The organism is Gulosibacter chungangensis, from assembly GCF_008831155.1.
Classification (GTDB): Bacteria; Actinomycetota; Actinomycetes; order Actinomycetales; family Microbacteriaceae; genus Gulosibacter; species Gulosibacter chungangensis.
Genome location: NZ_WBKB01000003.1, coordinates 123,682 through 148,513 on the forward strand (window position 1 = coordinate 123,682; position 24,832 = coordinate 148,513).

Consider the following 24,832-nt stretch of genomic DNA (forward strand, 5'->3'; position numbering starts at 1 on the left):
GATCGGGGGCCTTGCACCTTCTCCAGCGACGGCGTTCTTCTCCGACGGAGTTCTTCTGTCAACAGGCCCCGCTTCTATTCCACGTACGCAACTTCTATTTCAAGTACGCATCGATTTGAGCCTGGTCGCTCGACAAATTCCGAGTAATGGTTACAGTGAAAGCACTGAGATGTTGCTGGGAAGGAGCTGGGGTGTACCGATCTCGTCGACGCATGCGAGTCTTGCTCGCCGTTGGAATGCCCTCACTCGCCGTGGCGGGTGTCGCGGCGTGGGCAGGGATGTCCCTCATCGCACCTGGGACGACCATCGCCGGGCAGGATGTCGGGTTCATGTTGCCCTCGGCCGCAGCGGAGCGGGTGAATGAGCACCTCGCCTCGACCGAAATCTCCGTAACGGTGGATGGCGAGAGCGCGCTTGTCAAGGGATCTGCGCTCGGTGCATCCACGGACGCCGAAGCTTTGGCAGCACAGGCCCTTACCGATCGGCCACTGTGGAATATCGGCGCGTGGTCCGGAGAAGAAATTCGACCCGACATTGCCTACCACGATGCCACGACGAATGAGACCCTGCGCGAGGCGTTCCCCAACCAGTCCAGCGACCCCGAGGATGCCACCATTGAATTCAGTGACGGGGAGTTCCTGGTCATTGAAGCTACCGAAGGTCAGGGCGTAAACCCCGACTCGGTGGAGGCGGCGTTCAACGCGGCGCTCTACGAAGCTACCGAACCTGTGGAGGCTTCCGTAGTGACGCATGAAGCTGATATCAGTACCGCATCCGCGATTGAAACGGCGAACCAGCTCAACACCCTCAAGAGCGAAGCCGGTTTCTATAGTGGCGAAGAGCGCACGCTCGCGATCGAGCCGGAGGTGTTCGCCTCCTGGGTTGAATTCACACCAAATCCGGAAGCCGGGAAGATCGAGTTCACGATTGCGGCCGACGCTGCGGCAATTGACCCGCTGGTGCAACAACTGCCGGACCTGGTGTATCAGGAACCGGTTGACGGCACCGCGATTGTGAATTCCAATGGCGATGTTCTTGATGAGCTAGAGCCGACGATCGATGGCACGTCGCTGGATAGCACCGAGGGTATTGCCGATGCGTTTGTTGCGCAGCTGCTCGAGCAGGATGTCACTTTCACGCTCGAACCGACGGTGGTTGAGGCGCAGACCGCAACGATCGAATACACCCTCGAAGTCGATCTCAGCGAGCAAATGCTGTACGTCAAAGAAAACGGTGTGGTGGTCGATTCCTGGCTGGTTTCCACCGGTACCGACGCCACTCCAACCACTCTGGGGCACTACTCGATTGGCTGGCGCACGCCCATCCAAACGATGTACGGGGACGACTACGTACAGCCGGACGTCAAATGGCCGATGTACTTCAACGGTGACGAGGCCTTCCATGGCGTCTATTGGCACAGCAATTGGGGTACGCCCATGAGCCACGGCTGTGTGGGTATGCCCGATGACCGGGCCAAGCAAATCTACGACTGGGCGCCCGAGGGTACTGACGTCATCATTCGCGCCTAAAGCCCTGGCGGTCTAGCCCGCTGCCACACTCGATGGGCGAGCGACACGCATCTCCATGTAATGAGAATGAGAATCAATAGCGTATTGTGATTCGTGCACTTACTCATTCCAGTTGGAGAGGACTGCTCGAAACAGAGCAACCAGTTATGACCACGAAGAACATTCGCACCGCTTTTGCCGCGGTCGCCTTCACCTCACTCTTAGCACTCACCGGATGCGCAGCAACCGGTGCCGCGTCACCAACCAGCTCCGGAACGGCCGCCAGCGAAGAGCACGATCATGAGCACGATCATGACCACGAAGGCGGCGAAGCCACTGAAGCTGCCGGACCAACCCCGCGGGTAGTGGTGACCTACGACGGCGGACTCATGGTGCTGGATTCGGCAACCCTCGAGGTGGTGGCCGATTACGAGCTTGACGGATTCAACCGAGTGAACGCGGCCGGTGACGGTCGACACGTGCTTGTCTCCACCACCGGCGGTTGGGCCCTCCTCGATACCGGCACCTGGACCGAGCCGCACGGCGACCACACCCACTCGTACACCGCCGAGCCGGCGCTCTACGACGTCGTTGTTGATGCGGAAGCTCCCGGGCACGTGGTCGTGCACGACGGTCTGACCACCCTCTTCGATGATGGCACCGGGGAAGTCACCGTCATTCCGACGGCAGATTGGACCGAGATTGCCGAAACCGGGACGGTGGAGCCGGTTCGCACCTACACCACCGAGAATCCACACCACGGCGTGGCCATGGCCTCGCAAGATGACACGCTTTTTGTGACTGAGGGTAACGAGACCGACCGTGATGGCGCATCCCTCCTCAATGGCGCGGATGAAAAGATCGTCACCAATGACCAGTGCCCCGGTGTGCACGGCGAAACCGTGGTGGGGGAGAGCATTCTCGTCGGCTGCGAAGATGGCGTGCTGCTGCTCCACGGTGACCACTTCCACAAGATCGATGCCGAAGGTGAGTTCGCTCGCATTGGCAACGCGCACGCGGTAGAGGGTTCTGCGATCGTGCTCGGCGACTACAAGACCGATCCGGATGCTGGCAACGGCCTGCAGCAGATCTCGCTCATCGACACCGATGCTGAAGCGATCTCGGTGGTCGAGGTTGGTTCCACTTACACCTGGCGCGGGCTGGACCGCGGTCTTGACGGCTCGGCGCTCGTGCTCGGTGAAGACGGTGGGCTGCGCGTGATCGATGCTGAAAGCGGCGAGATTACCTCCACGATCGAGGTGATCAGCAGCTGGACCGCGCCGGTGGAATGGCAGGAGGCCCATCCTGCCATCGCCCAGGAGCGTGGCTACGTCTACGTGACTGAGCCGGCAACAAGCGAAATTCACAAGGTCGACTATGTCTCGGGAGAAGTGGTGGACTCTGCAGTCCTGCCACACGCCACGAACGAGCTCGTGGTCGTCACCGGCTAGCGAGCACTCGTGCGGGCGGTCATCAGGGCGGATGCGGGTAATCTTCCCTTCAAATCGGAGCGGGATGAGCAGCTCCGCAACCGTGCGGCCGACCAGCTTCGGGTCGGAGACGATGAAGTAGCGAAAGTCAACTACGGAGCGGTCATGGGCGAGGTTTTCTTCTACATGGATGCCCAGCGCCCGTTGGGCTCGAAGAACCGCTTCGGGAGCGCCCACGACGAGGATACGGTCGCCTGCTCGCAGGAGTTCCGAGGGCGAAGCCGCTGAAATGTTGCCGCCGCGCTCGAGGTAGGACACGCGCACCTCGCCCGTGTCGCTCCCGGGGATTTCGGCGATTCCGGGAACTTCGTTGACCCGCATTGAATGCTCGACCGCCACTGTGCAGGCCGCAAGCCCGGCAGTGCCCGGGGGTTGGGGTCTTTCTTTGCGGGGAGCGTGCCGCGGGCAACGAAGGTCACAATGATCATCGCGATGACCACACCGACGGGGTGCGCGATGGAATAACCGACGGCGGGCTCCGGGCTACCACCCGCGGCGGTGGTGGCAGCGGCGAGTGCCGGGGTGGAGGTGAGGGCGCTGGCCATGAGCCCGGCAGTGAGTTCTGCGCCAATGTTGAAGATGCGGTTCGCCAAGATAGCCAAGGCGGAAAACACCACAAGCAGGATGAGCGCACCTACCATCAGCGGTGCCTGCCGTCGAAGATCCTCGAAGAACGACGCCCCTGAGGCGAGGCCGACCGTGTAGACGAACAGGGCGAGACCAATGGACTGCACGATCTCTAATCCGGTGCCGAGATTCGGATCGAGAGCGCCGAGTGCGAGGCCGACAAAGAGGGCTCCGGCGGCACCAAACTTAAGCGGCCCGAACGGTATCGCACCGACCAGTGTGCCGAGGGCGGCAGTGAGAAAGAGCGTCAACAGCGGTGACGCAACCAGAAGTTCGACCACTCTTCAAAGGTAGCTTCAATCCTGGCGACACGCCGATCAGTCGCGACTTGATCCGCGTGAATACGCGGATTGCGGCCAAAATCTAGAAAAATGCAAATGCATGGAATAAGTTAAAGCTGAAACCAATTGCATCTCAGGTCGGCGCGAGTAAAAGCGTCGCATGAGGACTTCAACCGAGTAACTTCAGGAGAAAAATTGACCAAGATCGCAATCATCACCTCGAGCATCCGCCCCAACCGCATCAGCATCCAGGCTGCCGAATGGATCAAGGCGCAGGCTGACCAGCGCGGCGATGCCGAGTACGAGATTGTCGACATCGCGAGCTACAACCTCCCGGTGTGGGATGGTGCTCCGGGCGCCGAAGCTCCGAACGAGCAGGGCAAGGCGTTCTCCGCAAAGATTGCTGAGTTTGACGGCTTCGTCTTCGTGGTGAGCGAATACAACCACGGTATTTCGGGTGCGCTCAAGAACGCCCTCGACTACCTCCAGCCAGAACTGCACAACAAGGCTGCCGGATTCGCTTCCTACGGTTCTGCCATGGGTGTTCGCGCGGTAGAGAACCTCCGCGTCGTGCTCTCGGAGGCGCAGGTCGCGCACGTTCGTAACGCCGCGCAGTTCTCGCTCTTCACCGACATTGAGAACTTCTCGACCTTCAAGCCCTCGGAGATGGGCGCTGCTTCGCTCGCACCGATGCTCGACCAGCTCATCGTCTGGACCAAGGCTATGGAAGCTGTCCGCGCTGGCCAGTTCGCGCTTGAGGGCGCAAACGCCTAATGTAGACGCCTCATTCCCTCGAAGTACGCGACTATCGCAACGTCGAGAATGCTAAGCAAAGGCCTGGACCCAAATTTGGATCCAGGCCTTTGCCGTCCCCGAAGGCATCCACTATCTCGCCCGGCGGCGATGCCGGCGCCGGCCCTAGAGGCGCGCGATCTCTTCGATGTCTTCCTCGAATTCCGCGTTGACTTCGGCGGAGACCGTCGTACGCGTCTGCGCGGTGGCGGTCAAAAAGTCGTCCAGGGTCGGGCCGCTGGAGGTATCCTCAGTTGCTACAGCTCGCTCGAGTGCGGTTTGCGAGGCGCTGCGCGCTGCGAACTCAATATCGGCGGGGGAGAAGCCTTCGGTGGCCTGCACGAGCGCGTCGAAGTCGAGCTCCGGCGCCGACTTTTCCGGCACGAACCCTTCCCAGATCGCCCGTCGCGCTGCGGCGTCGGGCAGACCAATCGGAATCACATAGTCGAAGCGCCCGTGCCGCAGGAACGCGGGATCCAGCGCTCGGATAAAGTTTGTCGCGCAGATCAGCAGCCGTCCCGGCTTTTCGCGGAAGGCCGGGATTAGCTTCAACAACTCATTCGTCACGCCTTGCATGGGTGAGGGCGGCTCGCCGCCTCGCTTTACCGCGATCTCTTCCACTTCGTCAATAAACACCACCGCGTGCTCGAGGTGTTCAATCTTCTCGAATGTCTCGCGGAGCTCACCCGCAAGTCCCTTGGGGGATGCGGCGAGGCGGGATGGGAAAACTTCCACAAACGGCCATTCCAGCCTCGAGGCGATGCCCTTGGCAAAGGTGGTCTTGCCGGTTCCCGGAGGGCCAAAGAGCACGATTGCGCGGGGAGGTACGACGCCAAAATCCTGCGCGAGGTCAGGGTCCGAAAGGGGCAGCACAAGTCGCCGCTCCAGGATCTGCTTTTCCTGCTGCATCCCACCGATGTTGTCCCAACGGTCGCGGGCAAGCATCCGTCCGCCCAGGTCACGCAAGAGCGCGAGTTCCTCCTGGCTCACCGGCACCTGGCGTTCGAAATATCGCAGGTGGCGCTTATCGGCATAGCCCGCGCGAGTGAGGGACTGCACGTGCTCCTCGCCATCGGGGACTAAAATCGACACGCGCTGGATGCCGAGGGCAGCGAGCCGCTGTTCGGCCGCCCCGAGCATTGCCCGGCTAATGCCGCGGCGCTGCCACGCCTTCGCCACGGCAAAAAACACGATCCACGCCTGGTCGTGCGCCGCACGGGCGATCGTTGCGCCGACCACTTCGTCACCGACCACTGCGACTATCGCGGTATCCACACGCGAGGACGCGAGTACCTCACTCAGTGAGTAGACGGGCTCGGTACCCGTGGCTCGGTATTCTTCCCAGAGCTTGAGCAGTCCGTCAACATCGGTCGGTTGGAGATCGCGAATGCGCCAGTTCGTCACGTGTGGCCCCATACTTCTTCGTAGTCTGGTGAGTGGTACTCGCTAGATTACGTGGAAATATGGGGCCACGGTTCGGCTTCGCGCGAAGACGCTTGGCTTATTCCTGCTTAGGGCGTGAGTCCAGAACTTCCTGTTCCTGAGCCTCACCAAAGGTGAGGTTCTCTTGGATGCGGATGGCACCGGTGGTCACCGGAAGGTGCCCGTCCGAGAGTGTGTCCGCCACGACTTCCTCGCGCTCGATCTTCGTGGCCAGTGGCACGACCTTAATGAAAGCAACCATCAGCAAGCTTGCGATCACTAGCGGCACCATGAAGAGGAAGATCGGCATGAGGGCTTCGTTATAGCCATGCACGACGACCGAACGGACTTCATCCGGAAGGGAATTGACGAGGTCCGGGGTAAGTGAACTTACGCCGTCGCTTGGGGCCGCCGCAGCGGGCAGGTTTTCGGTGAGGATCGAACTGAGTCGGCTGACAAAGAGTGAACCCACGATGGCGGAGCCGAGGCTGCCGCCGACCTGGCGGAAGAAGTTGTTTGCGGCGGTTGCGGTACCGACCACGCGGTTTGGGAAGGTGTTTTGCACGACTAGCGTGAGTACCTGCTGCGCGAGGCCCAAGCCGACACCAATGATGCCGAGGTTGACGCAGACCAACCAGGTGGGCGTCTCATACGTGACGAAGGACAGCAATCCAATGCCCATGGCAAGAACAATCGTGCCGAGGATCGGCCAAAGCTTGTATTGCCCGGTGCGCGAGATCAGCATCCCCGTGAGCACCGACACGATCAACATGCAGGCCATCATGGGAATCATCAAGAAACCCGCGTCCTGCGGGGTCGCCCCAACTGCCATCTGGAAGTAGGTCGGCATATAGCCGATCGCGCCAAACATTGGCACGGCGATGAGCAAACCCGCGATGGTCGGCAGCGTGAAATTGCGCTTCTTGAACATTGACATCGGAATGATGGGGGACTGCGCACGGGACTCGGCCCAGATAAAGAGGCCCGCAAAGACAAGGCAGCCGATGCCGAGGCCGATGATCTGCGGGGACAGCCACGCGTAGGTCGCGCCGCCCCAGGTTGCCATCAGGATGAGGCAGCTGGTGGCAATTGCGAGCAGTGCCATGCCGAGGTAATCGAGTTTGGGTCGTTCCGCAACGCCACGCTTCGGAAGGCGCAGCAGCACAATGGTCGCGATGAGTGCGATGGCGCCGAGGGGTACGTTCATCCAGAATGCCCAGCGCCATCCCGGGCCCTGGGTGAGCCAGCCACCGATGAGCGGACCGGCCACGGAAGAGAACGCGAACACGCCGCCCATGATGCCCATGTACTTGCCTCGCTCGCGCGCGGGCACCACGTCGGCGATGGCAGCCTGCGACAGAATCATGAGGCCACCACCACCGAGGCCCTGAATCAGCCTGGCCACGATGAGGATTTCCATGGTTTGCGCGAGGCCACCGATAACCGAGCCTACGAGGAATACCGAGATTGCCCCGAGCAGCACCGGCTTTCGTCCGAGCAGGTCGCTGATATTGCCGTAGATCGGCATCATGATGGTGGCGGAGAGTAAGTAGGCCGTGGTCACCCACATCATGTGCTCAACGCCGTGCAATTCGCCGACGATCGTCGGCAGCGCGCTCGACAGCACCATTTGGCTCAGGGATGCGAGCAGCATGATCACCATTAGGGTGACAAACAGCGGGAGAATGCGTCGCGGGGTCAGCGTGGTGGCGGACTCCGCAGGTTTCTTTAGGTCAGCCATATTGAAGTCTGAATTACCTCTCGAAAAGTAGTGATTGCCGAGGCGACGGCCTCCGTGCCCTGTTCTGGAATCGCGTCTGGGTTCTTGGTGAAGGCGAATCGAAGAATGGTGTGGGCATAGAGCGTGAGGGCGCGGGCCGCGTCCTCGGCGGATTGGTTGAATTGCTTTGGTGACTCTTCCGCAATGCGAAGCATTTCCTTGAGCACGACGGGTTCGACCAGCTGCTCAACTCCGACTGAGAGGTGCTTTACTCGCGAACCTAATTCGGGGAGCGTTTTCATCAGCTTTCGCCGGCGAGCGCGCCCCTCTTCGTAGGGGTAGCTCGCGCGGATCACTGCCAAGGTGAGATCAACGGTGCGGTGGGCGAGATCTTCGTCACTGTGCTCGAACGCCTCGAGTGCGGCGTCTGGAATAGACGGCTCTAAGGCACCGAGAATGGCGTCTTCTTTGCTTGGGAAGTAGTTAAAGAAGGTGCGTTTGGAGACGCCGGCCTGCGAGGAGATTTTTTCGATCGTGGTTTGCGTCCACCCGTGTGCCAACGCGAGTTCTGCCGCCGCATTGTGAATCGCCGTCCACGTATCGATGCGATTGCGCTCGCGGAGACTCATATCGGAAGTTTGCATAAGTAAATAATATGCAGGAGTGCAAACTTGCACAAGTGCAATACGTGCATCGCTGCAATTGTCACGAGGTTGCGGAGGTAATCGAGCCTTGGTGGGATGCGCAGGGTGGCAATCTCGCACGTCTCACTCGCTGCGAGGCGCCTAGACTCGAGCGCATGATTGATGATGGCGCGCGCTGCCCCTGCGGAACCGGCTTGGTCTACGGAGAGTGCTGCGGACGCTGGCATCGCGGGGAGGCGGCCCCCACGGCCGAGGCGCTCATGCGCTCGCGCTACTGTGCCTTTGCGCTCGGGCTCGTGGACTACCTATTGGCGTCCTGGCACCCGCAGGCTAGGCCCCAGCAGCTGGAACTCGATGCGAGCATCCAATGGCGAAGGCTCGACATTCTGCGCACCGAGGCCGGTGGACCTTTTGATTGTGAAGGCGTTGTCGAGTTCGAGGCTCGCTATCGGAGCCTCGAGGGGCGCGGTGCCCAGCACGAAGTGAGTCGATTCACCCGCGAAGGCGGCCGCTGGTTCTATCTCGGCGAGGCCTGAGTTTAATATCGCCGGGGCCTAAGTGATGTCGCCCGCCGAGGTGCGGCCTTCCTGCGTTTCCTCACCGAGGTGAGTGTGGATGCGCGCACCCGAAGCGTTGAAAATGCTGATGATGTGCGCGGGGGTGGTTCCGTGGGCCGACATAGCGTGGGGAACCTGCGTGTCGAATTCCGCAGCTTCGCCAGGGTTCAGCAGGAGATCCTGCTCGCCCAGCCGCAGGCGGAGCGTCCCGTCAAGCACGTAGAGCCACTCGTATCCGTCGTGCACTCGCAGTTCCGGAGGCACTGCGGTCGGTGGGTAAGAGACTCGGTAGGTGTCGATTGCTGAGCCTCTTGGCGATAGCGGTGTGATGGTCAGGCCGTCTCGCGTCACGGATGCTCGGCGGACTCGAGGGTCGGGCGTGGCGTGGTCAATGAGATCGTCAATCCGAATGTCTAGCACTCGGGTAATCGGTAGGAGCAGCTCCAGGGTTGCCTGCCGCTTTCCGGCTTCAAGTCGGGACAGCGTGCTTGCCGAAATGCTCGCTCGCTCCGAGAGTTCGGCCAGCGTCAGCTCGCGAGACTGTCGGGCGGCGCGCAGGCGCCGGCCCAAATTCTGAAGCGCGGAGTCGCTCATACTGCACCTTCTTGCTGCATTGGCAATAACACTTGCTATTAAAGCATGCGCTGACTCAGCATTGAATCATGACAACTTTGCAATGGGACGCCATCATTATCGGAGGCGGCTTCGCGGGCCTCAGTGCAGCACAAACGCTCGGCCGCTCCCGACGGCGGACGCTGGTGCTCGACTCCGGGCGGCCCCGGAACCGGTTTTCCGAACACGCGCACAACATTCTGGGTCTGGACGGCACGCCGCCGGCCGACCTGCTGGCGAGCGCTCGACAGCAAGCCGCCGAATACGGGATTGAGTTCGTAGCGGCGGAAGTGAGCGAGGTCACTGTGCTCGACCAAGGCATCCGAATCCTCGCTACCGATGGTCGAGCCTTCGAGGCCCGCACGCTGCTGGTGGCCACGGGGCTCACCGATGTGTTGCCGGAGATCCCGGGCCTCGCAGCGCGGTGGGGCAAGAGTGTGCTGCACTGCCCGTATTGTCACGGTTGGGAAGTCGCCGACCAGCGCCTCGGCGTGCTGGTGCTCTCTGAGATCGGATTTCACCAGGCCCAGCTGATTCGCCAGTGGAGCGAAGACCTTACGGTGTTCCTCGGTGAGGGGATGCACATCCCGGCAGACATTAGGTCTCGGCTCGAGGTACGCGGAGTTCGAATCATCCCGTCGCCCATTACCGAATTGCTCGGCGAGGGGACTCAATTGAACGCCGTGCGCACAGCCGACGGTACGCAAATTCCACTCGACGCACTCTTCCTGCTCGGGAAGATTCAGCCAAACGACGGCTTCCTAGGCGCACTGCAGTTGGCTCGCACGGAGACACCAATGGGATCATTCATCAGCATCGACGAGACGGGAAGAACGAGTGTGGAACGAATCTGGGCGACCGGTAACGCGGTGAACCCGGGCGCGGCAATCCCACAGGCTGCTGGTGATGCGGCCTTCGCGGCGGCGCAAATGAACCTGTGGCTCGTCAACGACGATACTGATCGCGCTCTTGCGGATGCGGATGCATCCTGGCCCGAAATCGCGCCGGCGGAGTACTGGGATGACCGATATTCCCAACAGGCGGCGATGTGGTCGGGTCGCCCCAACGCCGCGCTCGTCAGCGTTGTCGGCGATCTCACGCCCGGCACGGCACTTGATTTGGGATGTGGTGAAGGCGCGGATGTGCTCTGGCTTGCGCAGCAGGGGTGGGATGCGCTGGGGCTCGATATTTCGACCGTCGCGGTTGAGCGTGCCACGGCGGCTGCGGATGCGCTGGTTGAAATTTCTGGCCGAGCACAGTTTCGGCAGGCGGATCTTTCTGAGCTGGTCGCCTTCGAGGGGCTGGCCACCTTCGAGGGGTCGGCACGCTTCGATCTGGTAACCGCGAGCTTCCTCCACTCAACGGTGGAGTTGCCTCGCGCCGAGATACTGCGGCGTGCAAGCGGACTCGTGGACGAGGGAGGACACCTATTGATCATCACGCACGCGGCGCCGCCACCGTGGTTTGCCGGCGGTGAGCAGCGCGAAAACTATCACTCGGGTGAAGGGCATCATCATAGTTTCCTGACCCCACAGGAGGAGATTGAGGCACTGGCTCTCGATTGTGCCGCCTGGCGGGTGGTTCTCGCCGAGACCCGTACTCGCGCGGCAAAGGACCCGGACGGGAACAGCGCTGTCCTTGAAGATGGCGTGGTGTTACTGCAGCGAAAGTCTCAGTAACTCTCATGGAGTGCGCACCGCACGCCAAGTAACGGCTGACAGAGTAATGCGTGCTTGTGGCGCAAACGCGTCAACACGAAACGGAGAGGAGCTCAATGGGTTTCGAAGATCGACTAGGTAATAAGGGCGAAGAGCTCGCTGGCAAAGCCAAGGAAGCACTTGGCAACGCATCCGACAACGACGAACTCCGTAATGAAGGGAAGGCAGACCAGGCGTCTGCCGGACTGAAAGACAAGATTGAGGACGTCAAAGACACGGTGACGGACGCCATCGACAATCTTCGCGGGAAGAACAACTAATTTATCCGGTTTTGACGCGGCCCCTGCAGAGATGCAGGGGCCGCTTACTGTGTGAAGATGGTTGAGTCTGCCCCAGCTCGGGTTCTCCGACGAGTTGTTAAGGAAGCACTCGTCATACTGTGGGCTGCGACAAAAATAAAGGAGCAAGGATGCAGCAGGTCAAAGGTGTAATCTCGCGGGCCAAGGGAGCCCCGGTCGAACTCGTCAACATCAATGTTCCCGACGCCGGTCCCGGTGAAGCGGTGGTCCGCATCCAGGCCTGCGGCGTTTGCCACACCGATTACCACTATGTTCAGGGCGGGATCGGTGACGACTACCCGTACCTGCTCGGTCACGAGGCCGCGGGCATCGTTGAGCAGGTGGGCGAGGGCGTTACCAATGTTGCGGTTGGCGACTATGTCGTGCTCAACTGGCGCGCGGTGTGTGGCGACTGCCGCGCCTGCAAGCGCGGTGAGCCTTGGTACTGCTTTGCCACCAAGAATGCCGAACAGATGATGACCCTTGAGGACGGCACCGAACTGTCGCCTGCCCTTGGCATCGGTGCCTTTATTGAGAAGACTCTCGTGGCCGCAGGTCAGTGCACCAAGGTCGACGAAGGTGCCGAGCCCGCCGCCGCGGGCCTCCTGGGTTGCGGCATCATGGCCGGTGTCGGCGCAGCCATCAACACCGGCGGCGTTCGTCGTGGCGAATCGGTGGCCGTGATCGGTTGCGGTGGCGCCGGTACGGCAGCGATTGCCGGTGCCGCACTAGCCGGTGCCAGCACGATCATTGCCGTGGACATTGACGACCGCAAGCTCGAACAGGCGCGTGAATTCGGCGCCACGCACACCGTGAATTCCAAGCAGGAAGACGTCGTGGAGACGATTCGCGAGCTTACCGGCGGAAACGGTGCGGACGTCGTGATCGAAGCCGTCGGCCGCCCGGAGACCTATGAGCAGGCGTTCTACGCACGCGACCTTGCCGGCCGCGTGGTACTCGTCGGTGTGCCTACCCCGGACATGGAAATCACCTTGCCACTGCTGGAGATCTTCGGTCGTGGCGGGTCGCTGAAGTCGAGCTGGTACGGGGACTGCCTGCCCGAACGAGACTTCCCAATGCTTACCGATCTGTACCTGCAGGGCCGTTTCCCTCTCGACAAGTTCGTCTCGGAAACTATCGGCATCAATGACATTGACGAGGCTTTCGAGAAGATGGGCCGCGGCGAAGTGCTTCGCTCGGTTGTGCTCCTCGAGGATGCAAAGGAGGCAAAGTAAGTGACCGCGCGAATCGATCACATTGTCACCAACGGCACGTTCTCGCTCGACGGCCAGACCTTCGACGTGGACAACAACGTTTGGGTAGTGGGGGACGACTCTGAGTGCATCGTCATCGATGCCCCACACGACCCCGCAGCGATCCTGAACCTGGTTGGTGATCGCAAGCTCAAGGCGATCGTGTGCACGCACGCTCACGATGACCACGTTCGCTACGCGCCCGAAGTGGCCGAAGCATCGGGCGCACCAATCCTGCTGAACCCGGAAGACCGGGTGCTGTGGGACATGACGCACCCAGACCGCCAGCCTGACGGTGACCTCGCCGACGGCCAGGTCATCGAGGTTGCCGGTACGCGTCTCGAGGTTATTGCGACCCCGGGCCACGCTCCCGGCGCGGTGTGCCTCTACGCTCCCGAGCTCGGGGTGCTCTTCAGCGGTGACACGCTCTTCCAGGGCGGACCGGGTGCCACCGGCCGCAGCTACAGCGATCGCCCCACGATCGAAACCTCGATCCGCGAGAAGCTGTTTTCGCTCGGGGATGATGTCGTCGTGAAGACCGGTCACGGCCCGGACACCACAATTGGCGCTGAGAAGCAGGGCGAGTGGGTCTAAGCCTCCGAACCTAATTCAGTACGAAACCGCGGTCCGGGTGAAAGAGTTCACTCGGACCGCGGTTTTTGGGTTTCGATACGCGACCTACGGTCGCTACTCAACCAGCGGGGTGGCACGCTGCCAGCGGTGGCTTAGAGCGTGAGTTCCGGCGGGAGCTTGCCGGGACCAACCTGTCCGCTTGTTTCAGCCTCGCGCGCAAGTTCGTTTTCACGCGAACGTTCGATGTACGGGGTCGCGCGTTCCAGCTGCTGGCTGAGCGATTCAATCGAGGTCGCAAAGTTCTGGTTCGCGGTGCTCCGGAACTGCTCGACCTGGTCGATTGCCGTGAAGACATTGTCATAGGCCTTCTGCAGGGTCTCCATTGTGACGCCCGAAGTGACCGCCTGCTCCTGGATGCGAGCCGAATTGTCACGCAGCATCGCGGAGGTCTGTTCGATCATCGCGTTCGTGGTGGAGTTCACCGCGTCGATCTGGTCGAGGACAATGCGCTGGTTTTCGAGGGCCTGAGCGACAACTACCGCGGTGCGCAGGGCGGTCATGGTGGTCGTCTTGGCGCGCTCGACACCATCCACCAGCTTGAGGTTATTGTCCTGGATGAGATCCATCGACAGGTAGGACTGCACGCTCACCGCGAGCTGTGTCTGCACATCCATGTGTCGCTGACGGATCGCGAAGAGCACATCCTGTTCGAGTGCCTTCGCCGCCTCAACCTCACCCTGGCCGCTGAGCTGCTCCATCTTCCGCAGTACGGACTGGTCAAGTTCGGTCAGCAGTGCGCTGAGCTTATTCAGCTCACCCATGGCGTCCCAGAGGGTGCGTCGCTCGAGGGCGAGCGCGGCGTTGTCCTTACGGAGATTGTCCTGGCCACGTTCGAGTGCGTGCAGCACCGCGTTCAGCTGCTCCTGATTCGACTCGTACTGGCGGAAATACCGCTTGGCTCCCCGCGAACCGGGCAGCTTGCTGAGGAAGCGTCCAAAAGCGCCCTGATCATTCGGCTGTAGGTCTTCGACGACATTGCGCAGGTCAACCAGCGACTTCGACACCTCGATAGCCTGACCGCCGTCGCCTTCCTGACGGGACTGCGCCAGGGAACGTTCAAAGAAGCGGCCGGTGGCGTTCGTGGTCTGCTGGATCTCCTGGCGGGCGACCTGCGAAATTGCTCGCACCTGCTCGGTGTATTCGGGAGTCTTCGGGGTCAGCGTCGCGAGGTGACCGACCCAAGTGTCGGCTCGGTGTTGCAGATCGAGCGCGGTTGCCGGGTCCATATCGGGAAGCATCGAGTGCGCCTTGGCGGGCTCCACTGCGCTGACCGGCGGTGTGGCTTCGATTGGTTCGAGCTCTTCAGGTGTCGGTGGCTGCAGCTTCTGGTTCATACATCACTCACTTCTGAGGTTTGTTAGGGCGGTCTGTTGATTCAAGCGGCTGGCTCAGATCAAGCACGGATTGCGTGCCGGACTGTTCGAAACGCATCTTCAAGAATGCCGTGTGTTCCTGGATGCTTTGCGTCTTGCCGCGCACAACGTCATTTTCGATCCGGTCAAGGACTTCCGAGAGCACCCCGAGCTGCTCATCCAGCGAAGCAACATTCTCTTCCACCTGTGCCTTCGAACCGGAGCCCGAAAACGAGGAATGCATCCGATCGTTTTCGATCGCGTGATTCACGATAGTCGGCAGATAGTCGGTGCCAAGCACGTGCAGCATGTGGATATCGCCATCGATCTGCTTACGCTGCTGGATTTCTTCCAAAGCACCGAGCGTGCGCAGTCGACCGAGGACCTGACCGATTCGCTCATCCACCCCGGTACTTGCCCACAGTGGTCGGCTCTGCAGCCTTCGCATCGCACTGTCCATCGCCGTGACTCGGGTTGCGACGGCAGTGAGGGCGTCTTCGACCGTCACCGGTACCACCGAAAGAATCTCGAGCTTTGGTGGCGCGGTGGGAGCAAGGAGAAGCCCGGTGCCGATGCCCACGGCGATTCCAATCCCGAGCCCCAGCGGCCACATCACGCCGAGGAAGAAAATGCTCGCCGCGGCGGCGGCAACCCCAGTGATGATGCCGAAGAAGCATCCTGCAATCAGGCGATTTGCCGGGCTCATAGATAGCCCCGAATCTCGCGGAAGGCGGCCGCGAGTGAGTCGCTCGTCGCGTCGAAGAGGCGGCCACCGGTGAGCTCGGCGATGGCCTCCATCTCTTCGCGGTTCGAGTCGCCGAACTGGACGGTGTACACAGGGATGGTTGCCGCTTCGGGATGCGTCCGTAGGTAATTCTCGTGCCAGGCTTCAAACTCAGCCAGGTCCATGCCCTCATTACTCTGCCCGTCGGTGAAGAGCACGATGGATGAAATCGAGCCGTCGCCTGCCCCTTCGGCAGCAAGCTCGTAGGCCTCCGCAAGCGTCGTGTACACCGAGGTACCGCCGACGGGTTCAAAGCCATCGATATGCTGGCCGATTTCGGCCATCGTGCTCTCATAGGCGGACTGGTCCGATGGCAGATCAAAGGTTTCGGTGGATTTGATCGAACTGGCGAACTCGAGGAAGGTGATTTGCTCTCTGGGCTGCAGTTTCAAGAAGGCATTTGTGCCTTCGGCTTCCACACCGGCAAGGACCCCGAGGGCCTCGTTGAGGTCCTCCATCCGATCGCCATCCATTGAACCGGACGTGTCGATCGCGAAAACCATATTCGAGGGTTTCTTTGCCTCGGCGAGCCAGGTCTCAAGGAGCGACTGCACGGTCTCAAGTTGGTTCGGGAAGGGCAGCTCAAAGACATTCGCATCCGCAGCTGGGGGAGTTGCGCTGGTGCGACGGTGCGTGTCCTGCGCGATCTGCTCCTGCACCTCGGCCGACAGCAAATAGTCGGTCATCAGGCCGAAATCCTCGGTGGTCTTTTCATCCGCACCGCGCAGCAACGCGAGCGGGTAGTCACTCGTGATCACACCATCCGAGGGGATCACGATCGTCAGCGGCTCACCGTCAACGGTCACATCCTGCAGCACCGATTCGTAGTTGAAGATGCCGTCTACCACGGTCGGGTCCGCAACAAACTTATCGAGTAGCCAGCCGGAGGAACCGGATGCGAGCTGTTGCCCCTTCGCAAACTGCTGCAGCGGTTGGGTGGTCGCCGCGATATCCGTCGGTTCGAGCACGGTACCGGTACCAGAGAGCGCGGTTGCGAGCTGTACGAGGGTGGTGAATCCCGAGTTCGATGAGATGGGACTTGTCATCCCGTAACTCAGCTCGCCGGCGTTTACCGCGTCGATGATTTCCTGCCAGGTGGGTGGTGCATCCGTCGACCAGCCGAGCGCACTCGCAACCTCGGGACGCAAGCCCAGCACCACTGGTGAGCGCATGATGGATTCGCTCGAAGTAATGAGATCGGCACCTCCCGGGAAGAGCGAGAGGTATCGGTTCGAGGGGAACCAGATGGCATCCCAGGCTAGATCCGCTTCGGCTTCGAGGAGTGCCTCGGTGCCGTCGAGCGTGCCAATGTACTCGAATTCGATCTCGATACCCGTGACTCGGGTCATCTCTTCCAGGATGGGTTCGAGGTCACGAACCTCCGAACCGGCGAGGATGCGGATCGGGTCACCCGAGCCGCCCACCATGCCGCAGCCGGCGAGCGCGAAGGGAAGCACAATGGCGAGCGCCAACGCCTTCACCAGTGCCTTCAACAGGGTCTTCATTGGGGAGTACCATCCTCGTTCGTGGTGACGCTGTCATCTGCCGGATCGACTTCTTCCGGGCGCGCGGGTGGCGCCCCGGAGAGGTCGTAGGCCGAACTGATTTGCGCGAGCAGCGCATCCAACACCTCATAGCTCGGCTCAACGGCGAGATTCACGAATTCTGAGGTGGTCGGATAATCCGTGAGCTGCTGCTTGTCCAGGAAGGTCTGGAAGGCTGCGGCGTTTTGTCCCTGTGGGCGGAAACCGTGTTCGGCCAGCAGTGTCGCGAGTTCCGGATCGGTCTCGAGCAGTTCCATGACCTCCTGCCCGGCTTCCGAGAAGGTGACACCGGTGTGGACCGAGAAAATCGACGGGGTCGGGTAGGCGAGCACCATGCCGTCTTGGATGCGCGAATTCTCGCCCAGCTGCTCCTCGAGGAACTGGCCCTCATAAATCATGACCATCGGCACGGCGCCCATGCCCTGCGAGAGATAGTCGTCGAAGGGAGCCGTCGAACTCGCTCCCGAATAGCCCTGCGAGATAAAGAGCTTGGTGAGTAGGTCCATGTGCGCATTCGCTTCGCTCGCACTTGAGACCACCGCATTGTTATTAAGCACATATGCGGCGAGAGAGAGGTACATTCCGGCGGAGTTGGACGTTCGCACATCGGTGGATGTAATGAGCACGCTGCGGGGTGAGTTATACGCGGTCGCAGCACCTTCGAGCTCATTCCACCGAATATCTTCTTCGACCAACTCGAGATAGGCGGCCATATCAAGATTCCACCGGCCGGATGCATCCTTCGACGCTGCGCCATTGGTCTCCAACAGCGTCATGATCGGTTCGAAGGTGGCGATCGCAAGGGGCGAGAAGAACGGTTTGTGGGTCGAGCGGACCGCGCTGCCGTGAGTGTTCGCGATATTTTCGGCGGCGATTTCGGATGCGGGGAAAGCGAAATCGTTTTCGGTCACGCCGTCGAGTGAAGCCATTCGCCAGGAGCCGGATTTTGTGACGCGCACGTCATAACCGTGGCTTTCAAAGACCTCTTGGACGGCCGGATCTTCAAAGAACGCGGCCTTTTCAGAGCTGACGACCCCCTCAACCACGGTGAGATTGAACTTAGGGCTGCCACCACGACCGATGCCGGTGAGTTGGATGACGAGGACTGCGATAATCCCCACCACAAGGAGGCCAATGCCAATGAAATGCGGTGTTCTGAGTTTCAACGAGGTGCTGCCTTCCCCAAGCCGGTGCCCGGCATTGCAGCAGTCGCGGGTGAACGTTAGGGAACCCGGAGGGAAACGAACGAGGGCTCAGCACGGTGTGCTGAGCCCTCGTTCGGTAGTTTTCAGTCTTAGAATGCCTTGATTCGCTGCTCGACGATCAAGTGAATGAGCGCGAACTTCTTGTCCTCAGTCACCGTGGCAAGTGCCTTTTCGACAGCCGCGGGAACATCAGCATCCTTTTCCACCCGGATACCGACACCACCGAATGCCTCTGCGAACTTCGCAAAGTCGGGGTTCTTCAGCTGGGTACCCGAGACGCGTCCGGGGTAGTCGCTTTCCTGGTGGGTGCGGATGGTTCCGTACTCCTGGTTGTCCATCACGATAACCAGTGGAGTTGCACCGTACTGTGCGGCCGTGGCAAGTTCCTGGCCGTTCATGAGAAATTCACCGTCTCCGGCGATGGACACTACAACCCGGCCCGGGTAGTTGAGCGAGGCAGCAACCGCCGAGGGGATGGAATAACCCATGGATCCGTTACGAGCGGAGATCATCGAAGCGTACTGACGGGTGGGGAAGTAGCGGTGCGCCCAGTTGGTGTGCTCGCCCGCACCGAAGGTGATCATCGCATCCTCGGGGAGGCGCTCCACAAGGTTTGCCATCAGCGTGGCCATCTTGGCTTGACCCTCCGAAGGCTCGGCCGGTGGCAGTGCCGACCACTCTTCCTGCGACTTGCGCAGGCCTTCAGTCCAGTCACGCCAGGAGTCACGCATCGGCAGGTCCATGCGCACGAGGTCGCGCACGAAGCTGACCGGCTTCGCGGTGATCTGGTGCGAGATGGGGCCCGAGCGACCGCGCAAGGAGGTGTCAATCGTCACAATGAAGTTGCGCTGGTTCCAGTTCTGGCGACCGGTAAAGCCCGAGGTGATGACGTCACCGGGGACCGTTCCCACGAAGACGATCAAGTCGGTGTCTTCCATCAGGCCGTTGGAGAAGTTCGGTCGCCCGTAGCCGAGGGGGCCAACGTAGGAAGGCGAATCAAACGGCACGATGCCCTCACAGCGCCATTCAACCGCGGCTGGAAGTGAGTGTTCCTCGAGCCACTTGGTGAGCTCTCGCGCGGCCTCGTCCGTCCAGTCGTTACCACCGGTTACGAACAGCGGACGCTCCGATTCCAGGAGCGAATCACGCAGCGATTTCCAGTCCGTCACCGTCATACCGCCGGTAGCCACGGGGATTTGCGGGTGAATCGGGGTGTCGACGATTTCCTTAATGACGTCCTCAGGCAAACCGACGACCACCGGTCCCGGGCGGCCGGCCGAAGCGGCGAACATTGCTTCGGCGACGATTTCACTGGCACGGTTCGGGTGGTCGAGGACCATCACACGCTTGGCACCGGACTCAAACCACTGCTTGGGGTCGAACTCCTGGAAGGCTTCCTTTTCGCGGTGCTCGAAGGGGATCAAGCCCACAAAGAGGACCATCGCGGTGGAGTCCTGCCACGCGGTGTGCAAACCGACGTGCGCGTTCGCTGCTCCCGGCCCACGCGTAACCATCGCGACACCTGGAACATCCAGCAGCTTGCCATCTGCCTCGGCCATGTACGCCGCGCCACCCTCGTGTCGGCAGACGACCGTCTCTATAGAGGAGTCGTGGAGGCCGTCGAGTACATCGAGATAACTCTCGCCCGGAATCACATACACGCGCTTAACCCCGTGGGATTCGAGCGTTTCAACAATGGCGTGACCAGCCGACTTGTGCTGGATGGGCTGATTCATTTTTTCGGTGACTACGTCAACCGTCGGAATGACTCCGGTTGCAGGCGCTTGCATATCTCACTTAATCCTAGGTACATCGTTGTAGGTACTGGAACATTGTGACACCAGATGTCAAATCTAGTAAATCCAAACGTTCCAACTATGCAGATGACCAAGCCATAGCGTTCGCAAGTGTGCTATGAGCAGGATTCTTTGTCTGGCCACGCCTCAGCGCTGCGAACCATTTTTCGCTCGGGATCTAAGACGTCGAGCCAGGCATCGGAGAGCCGAATGAGGCCATCAATCTGTTTTTCGGTGAGCGGGTCGAATACCAGTTCTCGAACCTTGGTGACGTGGCCGGGAGCAGCCGCAACAAGGGCCGCCATGCCAGCGTCGTTCAGCACCACATCGGTTGCACGAGCATCATGTTCATTGGGTTCACGAGCGACAAAACCGGCCTTCTCGAGCCCCGAGATCACGCGTGAAAGGCGAGGTAGCGTGGTATTGGTGAGGGTTGCCAGGCGCTTCATCTGCACGCGTCGTTGCGGGGTTTCAGAAATCATTGCCAGGGCGTAGTACTCGGTGTAGGTGAGACCCGAATCGTGGCGGAGTTGCGCATCAATGGTGGAGGGCAGGAGCTCGAGTACCGCGACTAAGCGCATCCATGCGCCGCGTTCTCGATCATTCAGCCAACGCGGTTCTTCCTCGTGAATCATGGAGCTTACTTTAGTCATCTCGATCGGCTGCGGTTGCCTCATCCATGAGGGGGAGTAGCCGATTCCGCGCGACATCACGCAGAACGATGGAGGTGGAAGTTCGTGAGACCGCGTGGAGCCGGGCGATTTTGTCGATCACCCGCTGCAGATCTGAGTTGGATCGAGCGACGATCCGCAGCAGTACATCCCAGGGGCCTGCCATGGTGGAGAAGTCAATGACTTCCGGAATGTCAAGTAGGTCGTCGTGCAACCCACTATGCCCGACTCGCTGATCAATTTGTAACATTGTCATCGCTTGCACCGGAAAGCCCATGGGCTCAGGAGCCAACTTCGGCACGATATCAACGAGAATACCCCGATCACGCATGCGATTCAGTCTCGCCTGTATGGTCGGTCGGGCAACTCCGAGTTCCCGCGCTGCCGACAGCACACTCACGCCCGGTTGCTCGGTAAAGAGCTCAATGATCGAATAGTCGAGACGGTCCATGTTCCTAGTACTCCGTTGTACTTCAATTTGGCAACAGTGTTGTAAGAATGTACAACCCATTATGAGTATTGGCCAACTCACTGATAGTTTCATTCGATAACAACAAACTTGAGAAGCATCTCATTCTGACAAAGGAGTCCCAATGAAGCGCACTTCGAAGTTCCTAGGCGGTATCGCCTTAATGGCTGCCGCGTCACTCACCCTTGCCGGGTGTGCTGGCGGCGGTACCCCTGCTGGCACTGAGGATGCCTCGGGCGGCGAAGGCGAGAGCTACACGATCGGAATTTCGCAGCTCGTGCAGCACGCGGCACTTGACGCTGCGGCGGAAGGCTTCGAGCAGGCCTTCGTTGACGCTGGAATTGATGCCACGTTCGATGTGCAGAACGCGAACGGTGAGCAGGCCACCGCGGTGACGATTGCCAACACCTTCGCCTCGGATGCCAATATCGATCTCGTGCTCGCAATCGCCACCCCAGCGGCCCAGGCTGCGGCCCAGGCAATTACGGACAAGCCGGTGCTGTTCACTGCGGTAACTGACCCGGTGTCGGCCGAACTCGTGGCCTCAAATGAGGAGCCGGGCGGCAATGTCACCGGCACGAACGACATGAACCCCGTGGCTGACCAGATCAAGCTCATCCAGGAAGTCCTGCCGGACGCTTCCAGCATCGGCGTGGTCTATTCCTCCGGCGAGGTCAACTCGCAGATCCAGGTTGATATCGCCAAGGAAACGGCGGAAGAGCTCGGTATCGAGGTCAAGGAGGCCACGATCACCGCGGTTGGTGAGATTCCCACGGCGCTGCAATCGCTCGGTGATGTGGATGCAATCTACGTTCCTACCGACAACATGGTTGTCTCCGGCTTTGAGACGGTTGTGCAGCACGCGGAACAGAACCAGATCGCGCTGTTCGCCGGTGACACCGCCACAGTTGAGCGCGGGGCGATTGGCACGCTCGGCCTGAACTACGAGAAGCTCGGTTACCAGACGGGTGAAATGGCGATCAAGATCCTCACTGAGGGTGCTGACCCCGCCACCATGCCGGTTGAATCGCAGACTGAATTCGAACTGTACCTCTCGCCCTCTGCAGCGGAAGCGCAGGGTGTAGAAATTCCGCAGGCGGTACTCGACCGCGCGGATACGGTCGTCGAGTAGTTGACTGGATCGGCGCCCGGAAACAGTGATCCTGTTACCGGGCGCCGGTGTTGTCAGAAAGGACAATCGTCATGATTGGCGCATTTGAACTCGGCATCATCTATGCCGTTGTCGCACTCGGCGTGTATCTCACGTTCCGCGTTCTCAATTTTCCAGACCTTACGGTGGACGGTAGCTTCACGACGGGCGGGGCTACCGGAGCGACCCTCATCACCCTCGGTCTCGACCCAGTCACGTCCACGCTGATCGCTTTTGTTGTCGGTGCTCTCGCGGGCTGCATCACCGGGCTACTACATACCAAAGGCAAGATTGACGGTCTGCTCGCGGGAATCCTCACCATGATCGGACTGTGGTCGATCAACCTTCGAATCATGGGGGTTTCGACGTTCGACCCGGAAACCGGTGGCGGTATCAGCTCCGGTTTGGCGAACGTGTCACTGCTGCGTTCGGACACGGTATTCACCCCGCTTCGCGAAGCAGGTCTGCTCGGTACCTGGTTTGGGCCGCTCATGCTGTTCGTGGGTGTAATCCTGCTGAAACTCATCATTGACTGGTTCCTCGCGACGGACCGCGGCCTTGCGCTGCAGGCCACCGGTAACAACGAACAAATGATCCGTTCTCTGGGTGCCAATACCGATAACCAAAAAATCCTCGGGCTCGCGCTCTCAAACGGACTGGTTGCCGCCGGCGGATCCCTCGTCGCGCAGTACCAGGGCTTCGCAGATATCTCGATGGGTATCGGTTTGATCCTGATCGGGCTCGCCTCGGTCATCATCGGTCAGGCGTTGTTTGGCAATAACCGCGTATGGCTTGCCACGCTCGGTGTCGTCATCGGTGCACTGCTGTACCGCCTGATCATCTTCGTTGCGCTCACCTACGGTGGCCTGAACCCGAACGACATGAAGCTGATCACCGCAATCATCGTGATCATCGCGCTGCTGTTGCCACGCTTCGGATTGGGTGGCCGACTTTCCGGTCTCTTCCGTACCGCGAGTACCGGTGGTACCACGCATCCGCCCTCGCCGGATGCCGAACCGGTCGCCGCTGGCGCCGCCGCTGACGCATCCACCGCATCCGCGCCCGAAGGAGGGCAGCGATAATGCTCGAACTGCAAAACATCTCGAAGACCTTCTTCCCCGGAACCGTGAATGAACGCCGGGCGCTCGTGAACCTCAGCCTGCGCCTCGAAAAAGGTGACTTTGTTACCGTGATCGGCTCGAACGGTGCCGGTAAGTCCACGGTGCTGAACGCGATCACGGGTCGGCTCAAGATCGACTCGGGCGATATCCTCATCGACAACGTGTCTGTGCGCCGATGGCCGGACTACAAGCGGGCCCGGTTCTACGGCAGGGTCTTCCAGGACCCAATGGCCGGCACCGCACCGGATCTGACGATTGAGCAGAATCTCGCGCTCGCCCTGCAACGAGGCAAGGGCCGGGGGCTAGCACTAGGGCTCAATTCGAAACGTCGTGCCTTCTTCAAAGAAGAACTCGAGGCACTCGGTCTGGGACTGGAAAACCGACTCTCTGCCCGCGTTGGACTGCTGTCTGGTGGGCAGCGACAGGCTCTGTCACTGCTGATGGCAGGTTTCACCCAGCCGAGCATCCTGCTGCTGGATGAACACACCGCGGCGCTTGACCCGCAGCGTGCCGCGCACGTGACGCAGCTGACCGAACGGATTGTTGGTGAGTCTGGCCTGACCACACTGATGGTGACCCACAACATGGAGCAGGCGATCGCGCTTGGTAATCGACTGATCATGTTGCATGAGGGGCAGATCATCCACCAGCTCGAGGCGGAAGAAAAGAAGAAGGCGACGGTCGAGGACCTCCTCGAACGCTTTGCCAATATCAAGGGCGCAGTGCTTTCCGACAAGCAGATGCTCGGATAGCAACCGCAAATAACGGCGAAGGGCCGTGACTCCACTCACGTGGGGTCACGGCCCTTCGCCGTTGCGTTAGTGCGAAGTTTGAGTCCGCACGGTACTGCTACTTCGAGTCGTCCTCGTCCTCGTCGAGGTCTTCCTCGAACTCATCGTCCGACTCGAGCTCGTCGATCCACTCATCGATCAGGTCTTCGGCATCGTCTTCATCCACGGCGACTTCGATATCGACAGTGCCGCCACCCCAAATGCGCGCCGACATCTTGACCGCGTCGGTGTCAACCGCAGCGTCATGAACCTGCTCTTCGAATTGCTGAGCAATTTCGTTGGCTTCGTCTTCACTATTGGCTTCGATGACCAAACCGGTTGTGACTTCATAGCGCATGAGTACGGCATATTTCGCCATGGCAGCATCCTCTCGATCGCGACGCCTCGTGCACCGCTGACTCTGACGCTAGCGCG

The 24,832-nt window shown here is 60.4% G+C and carries 24 protein-coding genes; 11 read left to right on the forward strand and 13 right to left on the reverse strand.

Features of this window, described 5'->3' with window-relative positions; all coding sequences use genetic code 11:
- The first annotated feature begins 191 nt into the window (after positions 1 to 191).
- Positions 192 to 1,529, forward strand: a complete 1,338-nt coding sequence (locus F8O05_RS06155) for a L,D-transpeptidase family protein (protein WP_192497055.1) — start codon at positions 192 to 194, stop codon at positions 1,527 to 1,529.
- A gap of 146 nt (positions 1,530 to 1,675) precedes the next feature.
- Complete coding sequence (locus tag F8O05_RS06160) at positions 1,676 to 2,959, forward strand: hypothetical protein (protein WP_158051885.1); 1,284 nt, start codon at positions 1,676 to 1,678, stop codon at positions 2,957 to 2,959.
- A gap of 161 nt (positions 2,960 to 3,120) precedes the next feature.
- On the opposite strand, the gene F8O05_RS06165 is transcribed toward F8O05_RS06160, so the two are convergent.
- Positions 3,121 to 3,906 carry an aspartate-alanine antiporter-like transporter gene (locus F8O05_RS06165; protein WP_158051886.1) on the reverse strand — a complete coding sequence of 262 codons (786 nt, stop codon included), beginning with the start codon at positions 3,904 to 3,906 and terminating at the stop codon, positions 3,121 to 3,123.
- A 195-nt stretch (positions 3,907 to 4,101) separates the two neighbouring features.
- On the opposite strand from F8O05_RS06165, the gene F8O05_RS06170 reads away from it, so the two are divergent.
- A complete protein-coding gene (locus tag F8O05_RS06170; protein ID WP_158051887.1) occupies positions 4,102 to 4,680 on the forward strand; it encodes an NADPH-dependent FMN reductase in 579 nt (192 codons plus the stop codon).
- A gap of 144 nt (positions 4,681 to 4,824) precedes the next feature.
- Here F8O05_RS06170 and F8O05_RS06175 read toward each other — a convergent pair whose 3' ends face one another.
- From F8O05_RS06175 to F8O05_RS06185, 3 genes are all read right to left on the reverse strand, one after another.
- On the reverse strand, positions 4,825 to 6,102 hold the full coding sequence (locus F8O05_RS06175; protein WP_158051888.1) for an ATP-binding protein: 1,278 nt from the start codon (positions 6,100 to 6,102) through the stop codon (positions 4,825 to 4,827).
- Positions 6,103 to 6,199: 97 nt separating this feature from the next.
- A complete protein-coding gene (locus F8O05_RS06180; RefSeq protein ID WP_158051889.1) occupies positions 6,200 to 7,861 on the reverse strand; it encodes an MDR family MFS transporter in 1,662 nt (553 codons plus the stop codon).
- Positions 7,849 to 8,469 (reverse strand): TetR/AcrR family transcriptional regulator, encoded by a 621-nt coding sequence (locus F8O05_RS06185; protein ID WP_192497056.1) that lies wholly within the window; start codon positions 8,467 to 8,469, stop codon positions 7,849 to 7,851. Before F8O05_RS06185 ends, F8O05_RS06180 begins: the two co-directional genes overlap by 13 nt.
- Before the next feature lie 170 nt (positions 8,470 to 8,639).
- Here F8O05_RS06185 and F8O05_RS06190 point away from each other — a divergent pair, with 170 nt between their 5' ends.
- Entirely contained in the window at positions 8,640 to 9,020 is a 381-nt protein-coding gene (locus F8O05_RS06190) for a YchJ family protein (RefSeq protein ID WP_158051891.1), read from the forward strand.
- Positions 9,021 to 9,038: 18 nt separating this feature from the next.
- Here the strand turns inward: F8O05_RS06190 and F8O05_RS06195 are convergent, their stop codons facing one another.
- Positions 9,039 to 9,635: a helix-turn-helix domain-containing protein gene (locus F8O05_RS06195; protein WP_158051892.1), complete on the reverse strand. Its 597-nt coding sequence runs from the start codon at positions 9,633 to 9,635 to the stop codon at positions 9,039 to 9,041.
- Positions 9,636 to 9,703: 68 nt separating this feature from the next.
- Here F8O05_RS06195 and F8O05_RS06200 point away from each other — a divergent pair, with 68 nt between their 5' ends.
- The 4 genes from F8O05_RS06200 to F8O05_RS06215 all read left to right on the forward strand — a co-directional run bounded on the left by F8O05_RS06200 (position 9,704) and on the right by F8O05_RS06215 (position 13,496).
- The gene (locus F8O05_RS06200; protein WP_158051893.1) at positions 9,704 to 11,332 is read left to right on the forward strand and encodes an FAD-dependent oxidoreductase; all 1,629 of its coding nucleotides are present in this window, start codon (positions 9,704 to 9,706) and stop codon (positions 11,330 to 11,332) included.
- Positions 11,333 to 11,427: 95 nt separating this feature from the next.
- Positions 11,428 to 11,631 (forward strand): CsbD family protein, encoded by a 204-nt coding sequence (locus F8O05_RS06205; protein ID WP_158051894.1) that lies wholly within the window; start codon positions 11,428 to 11,430, stop codon positions 11,629 to 11,631.
- A 149-nt stretch (positions 11,632 to 11,780) separates the two neighbouring features.
- Positions 11,781 to 12,884, forward strand: a complete 1,104-nt coding sequence (locus tag F8O05_RS06210; protein WP_158051895.1) for an S-(hydroxymethyl)mycothiol dehydrogenase — start codon at positions 11,781 to 11,783, stop codon at positions 12,882 to 12,884.
- Positions 12,885 to 13,496 (forward strand): MBL fold metallo-hydrolase, encoded by a 612-nt coding sequence (locus F8O05_RS06215; protein WP_158051896.1) that lies wholly within the window; start codon positions 12,885 to 12,887, stop codon positions 13,494 to 13,496. It abuts the gene before it with no gap.
- 131 nt (positions 13,497 to 13,627) lie between these two features.
- Here the strand turns inward: F8O05_RS06215 and F8O05_RS06220 are convergent, their stop codons facing one another.
- The 7 genes from F8O05_RS06220 to F8O05_RS06250 form a co-directional block, all read right to left on the reverse strand.
- Positions 13,628 to 14,869 carry a toxic anion resistance protein gene (locus F8O05_RS06220; protein WP_158051897.1) on the reverse strand — a complete coding sequence of 414 codons (1,242 nt, stop codon included), beginning with the start codon at positions 14,867 to 14,869 and terminating at the stop codon, positions 13,628 to 13,630.
- A gap of 7 nt (positions 14,870 to 14,876) precedes the next feature.
- Entirely contained in the window at positions 14,877 to 15,593 is a 717-nt protein-coding gene (locus F8O05_RS06225; protein ID WP_158051898.1) for a hypothetical protein, read from the reverse strand.
- A complete protein-coding gene (locus F8O05_RS06230; RefSeq protein WP_158051899.1) occupies positions 15,590 to 17,176 on the reverse strand; it encodes a VWA domain-containing protein in 1,587 nt (528 codons plus the stop codon). Before F8O05_RS06230 ends, F8O05_RS06225 begins: the two co-directional genes overlap by 4 nt.
- Complete coding sequence (locus F8O05_RS06235) at positions 17,173 to 18,381, reverse strand: hypothetical protein (RefSeq protein ID WP_158051900.1); 1,209 nt, start codon at positions 18,379 to 18,381, stop codon at positions 17,173 to 17,175. The genes F8O05_RS06230 and F8O05_RS06235 overlap by 4 nt, the downstream gene beginning before the upstream one ends.
- Before the next feature lie 128 nt (positions 18,382 to 18,509).
- Positions 18,510 to 20,156: a thiamine pyrophosphate-dependent enzyme gene (locus F8O05_RS06240; RefSeq protein WP_158052089.1), complete on the reverse strand. Its 1,647-nt coding sequence runs from the start codon at positions 20,154 to 20,156 to the stop codon at positions 18,510 to 18,512.
- A 176-nt stretch (positions 20,157 to 20,332) separates the two neighbouring features.
- Positions 20,333 to 20,851: a MarR family winged helix-turn-helix transcriptional regulator gene (locus F8O05_RS06245; RefSeq protein WP_158051901.1), complete on the reverse strand. Its 519-nt coding sequence runs from the start codon at positions 20,849 to 20,851 to the stop codon at positions 20,333 to 20,335.
- Between the two features lie 10 nt (positions 20,852 to 20,861).
- Positions 20,862 to 21,338 carry an Lrp/AsnC family transcriptional regulator gene (locus F8O05_RS06250; protein WP_158051902.1) on the reverse strand — a complete coding sequence of 159 codons (477 nt, stop codon included), beginning with the start codon at positions 21,336 to 21,338 and terminating at the stop codon, positions 20,862 to 20,864.
- 142 nt (positions 21,339 to 21,480) lie between these two features.
- Here F8O05_RS06250 and F8O05_RS06255 point away from each other — a divergent pair, with 142 nt between their 5' ends.
- The 3 genes from F8O05_RS06255 to F8O05_RS06265 all read left to right on the forward strand — a co-directional run bounded on the left by F8O05_RS06255 (position 21,481) and on the right by F8O05_RS06265 (position 24,379).
- Positions 21,481 to 22,488, forward strand: coding sequence for an ABC transporter substrate-binding protein (locus tag F8O05_RS06255; RefSeq protein WP_158051903.1), 1,008 nt, complete (start codon positions 21,481 to 21,483; stop codon positions 22,486 to 22,488).
- 71 nt (positions 22,489 to 22,559) lie between these two features.
- On the forward strand, positions 22,560 to 23,588 hold the full coding sequence (locus tag F8O05_RS06260; RefSeq protein ID WP_158051904.1) for an ABC transporter permease: 1,029 nt from the start codon (positions 22,560 to 22,562) through the stop codon (positions 23,586 to 23,588).
- Positions 23,588 to 24,379, forward strand: coding sequence for an ABC transporter ATP-binding protein (locus tag F8O05_RS06265; protein WP_158051905.1), 792 nt, complete (start codon positions 23,588 to 23,590; stop codon positions 24,377 to 24,379). The genes F8O05_RS06260 and F8O05_RS06265 overlap by 1 nt, the downstream gene beginning before the upstream one ends.
- A gap of 97 nt (positions 24,380 to 24,476) precedes the next feature.
- Here F8O05_RS06265 and F8O05_RS06270 read toward each other — a convergent pair whose 3' ends face one another.
- Entirely contained in the window at positions 24,477 to 24,776 is a 300-nt protein-coding gene (locus F8O05_RS06270; protein WP_158051906.1) for a hypothetical protein, read from the reverse strand.
- Between the last annotated feature and the right edge of the window lie 56 nt (positions 24,777 to 24,832).

What these genes read in the sequence shown, in the direction of transcription:
- F8O05_RS06160 (WP_158051885.1), top strand. Translation starts at nt 1,676, where the DNA reads ATGACCACGAAGAACATTCGCACCGCTTTTGCCGCGGTCGCCTTCACC.
- F8O05_RS06180 (WP_158051889.1), bottom strand. Translation starts at nt 7,861, where the DNA reads ATGGCTGACCTAAAGAAACCTGCGGAGTCCGCCACCACGCTGACCCCG.
- F8O05_RS06185 (WP_192497056.1), bottom strand. Translation starts at nt 8,469, where the DNA reads ATGAGTCTCCGCGAGCGCAATCGCATCGATACGTGGACGGCGATTCAC.
- F8O05_RS06190 (WP_158051891.1), top strand. Translation starts at nt 8,640, where the DNA reads ATGATTGATGATGGCGCGCGCTGCCCCTGCGGAACCGGCTTGGTCTAC.
- F8O05_RS06195 (WP_158051892.1), bottom strand. Translation starts at nt 9,635, where the DNA reads ATGAGCGACTCCGCGCTTCAGAATTTGGGCCGGCGCCTGCGCGCCGCC.
- F8O05_RS06200 (WP_158051893.1), top strand. Translation starts at nt 9,704, where the DNA reads ATGACAACTTTGCAATGGGACGCCATCATTATCGGAGGCGGCTTCGCG.
- F8O05_RS06205 (WP_158051894.1), top strand. Translation starts at nt 11,428, where the DNA reads ATGGGTTTCGAAGATCGACTAGGTAATAAGGGCGAAGAGCTCGCTGGC.
- F8O05_RS06210 (WP_158051895.1), top strand. Translation starts at nt 11,781, where the DNA reads ATGCAGCAGGTCAAAGGTGTAATCTCGCGGGCCAAGGGAGCCCCGGTC.
- F8O05_RS06220 (WP_158051897.1), bottom strand. Translation starts at nt 14,869, where the DNA reads ATGAACCAGAAGCTGCAGCCACCGACACCTGAAGAGCTCGAACCAATC.
- F8O05_RS06225 (WP_158051898.1), bottom strand. Translation starts at nt 15,593, where the DNA reads ATGAGCCCGGCAAATCGCCTGATTGCAGGATGCTTCTTCGGCATCATC.
- F8O05_RS06230 (WP_158051899.1), bottom strand. Translation starts at nt 17,176, where the DNA reads ATGAAGACCCTGTTGAAGGCACTGGTGAAGGCGTTGGCGCTCGCCATT.
- F8O05_RS06240 (WP_158052089.1), bottom strand. Translation starts at nt 20,156, where the DNA reads ATGAATCAGCCCATCCAGCACAAGTCGGCTGGTCACGCCATTGTTGAA.
- F8O05_RS06245 (WP_158051901.1), bottom strand. Translation starts at nt 20,851, where the DNA reads ATGATTCACGAGGAAGAACCGCGTTGGCTGAATGATCGAGAACGCGGC.
- F8O05_RS06250 (WP_158051902.1), bottom strand. Translation starts at nt 21,338, where the DNA reads ATGGACCGTCTCGACTATTCGATCATTGAGCTCTTTACCGAGCAACCG.
- F8O05_RS06255 (WP_158051903.1), top strand. Translation starts at nt 21,481, where the DNA reads ATGAAGCGCACTTCGAAGTTCCTAGGCGGTATCGCCTTAATGGCTGCC.
- F8O05_RS06260 (WP_158051904.1), top strand. Translation starts at nt 22,560, where the DNA reads ATGATTGGCGCATTTGAACTCGGCATCATCTATGCCGTTGTCGCACTC.
- F8O05_RS06265 (WP_158051905.1), top strand. Translation starts at nt 23,588, where the DNA reads ATGCTCGAACTGCAAAACATCTCGAAGACCTTCTTCCCCGGAACCGTG.
- F8O05_RS06270 (WP_158051906.1), bottom strand. Translation starts at nt 24,776, where the DNA reads ATGGCGAAATATGCCGTACTCATGCGCTATGAAGTCACAACCGGTTTG.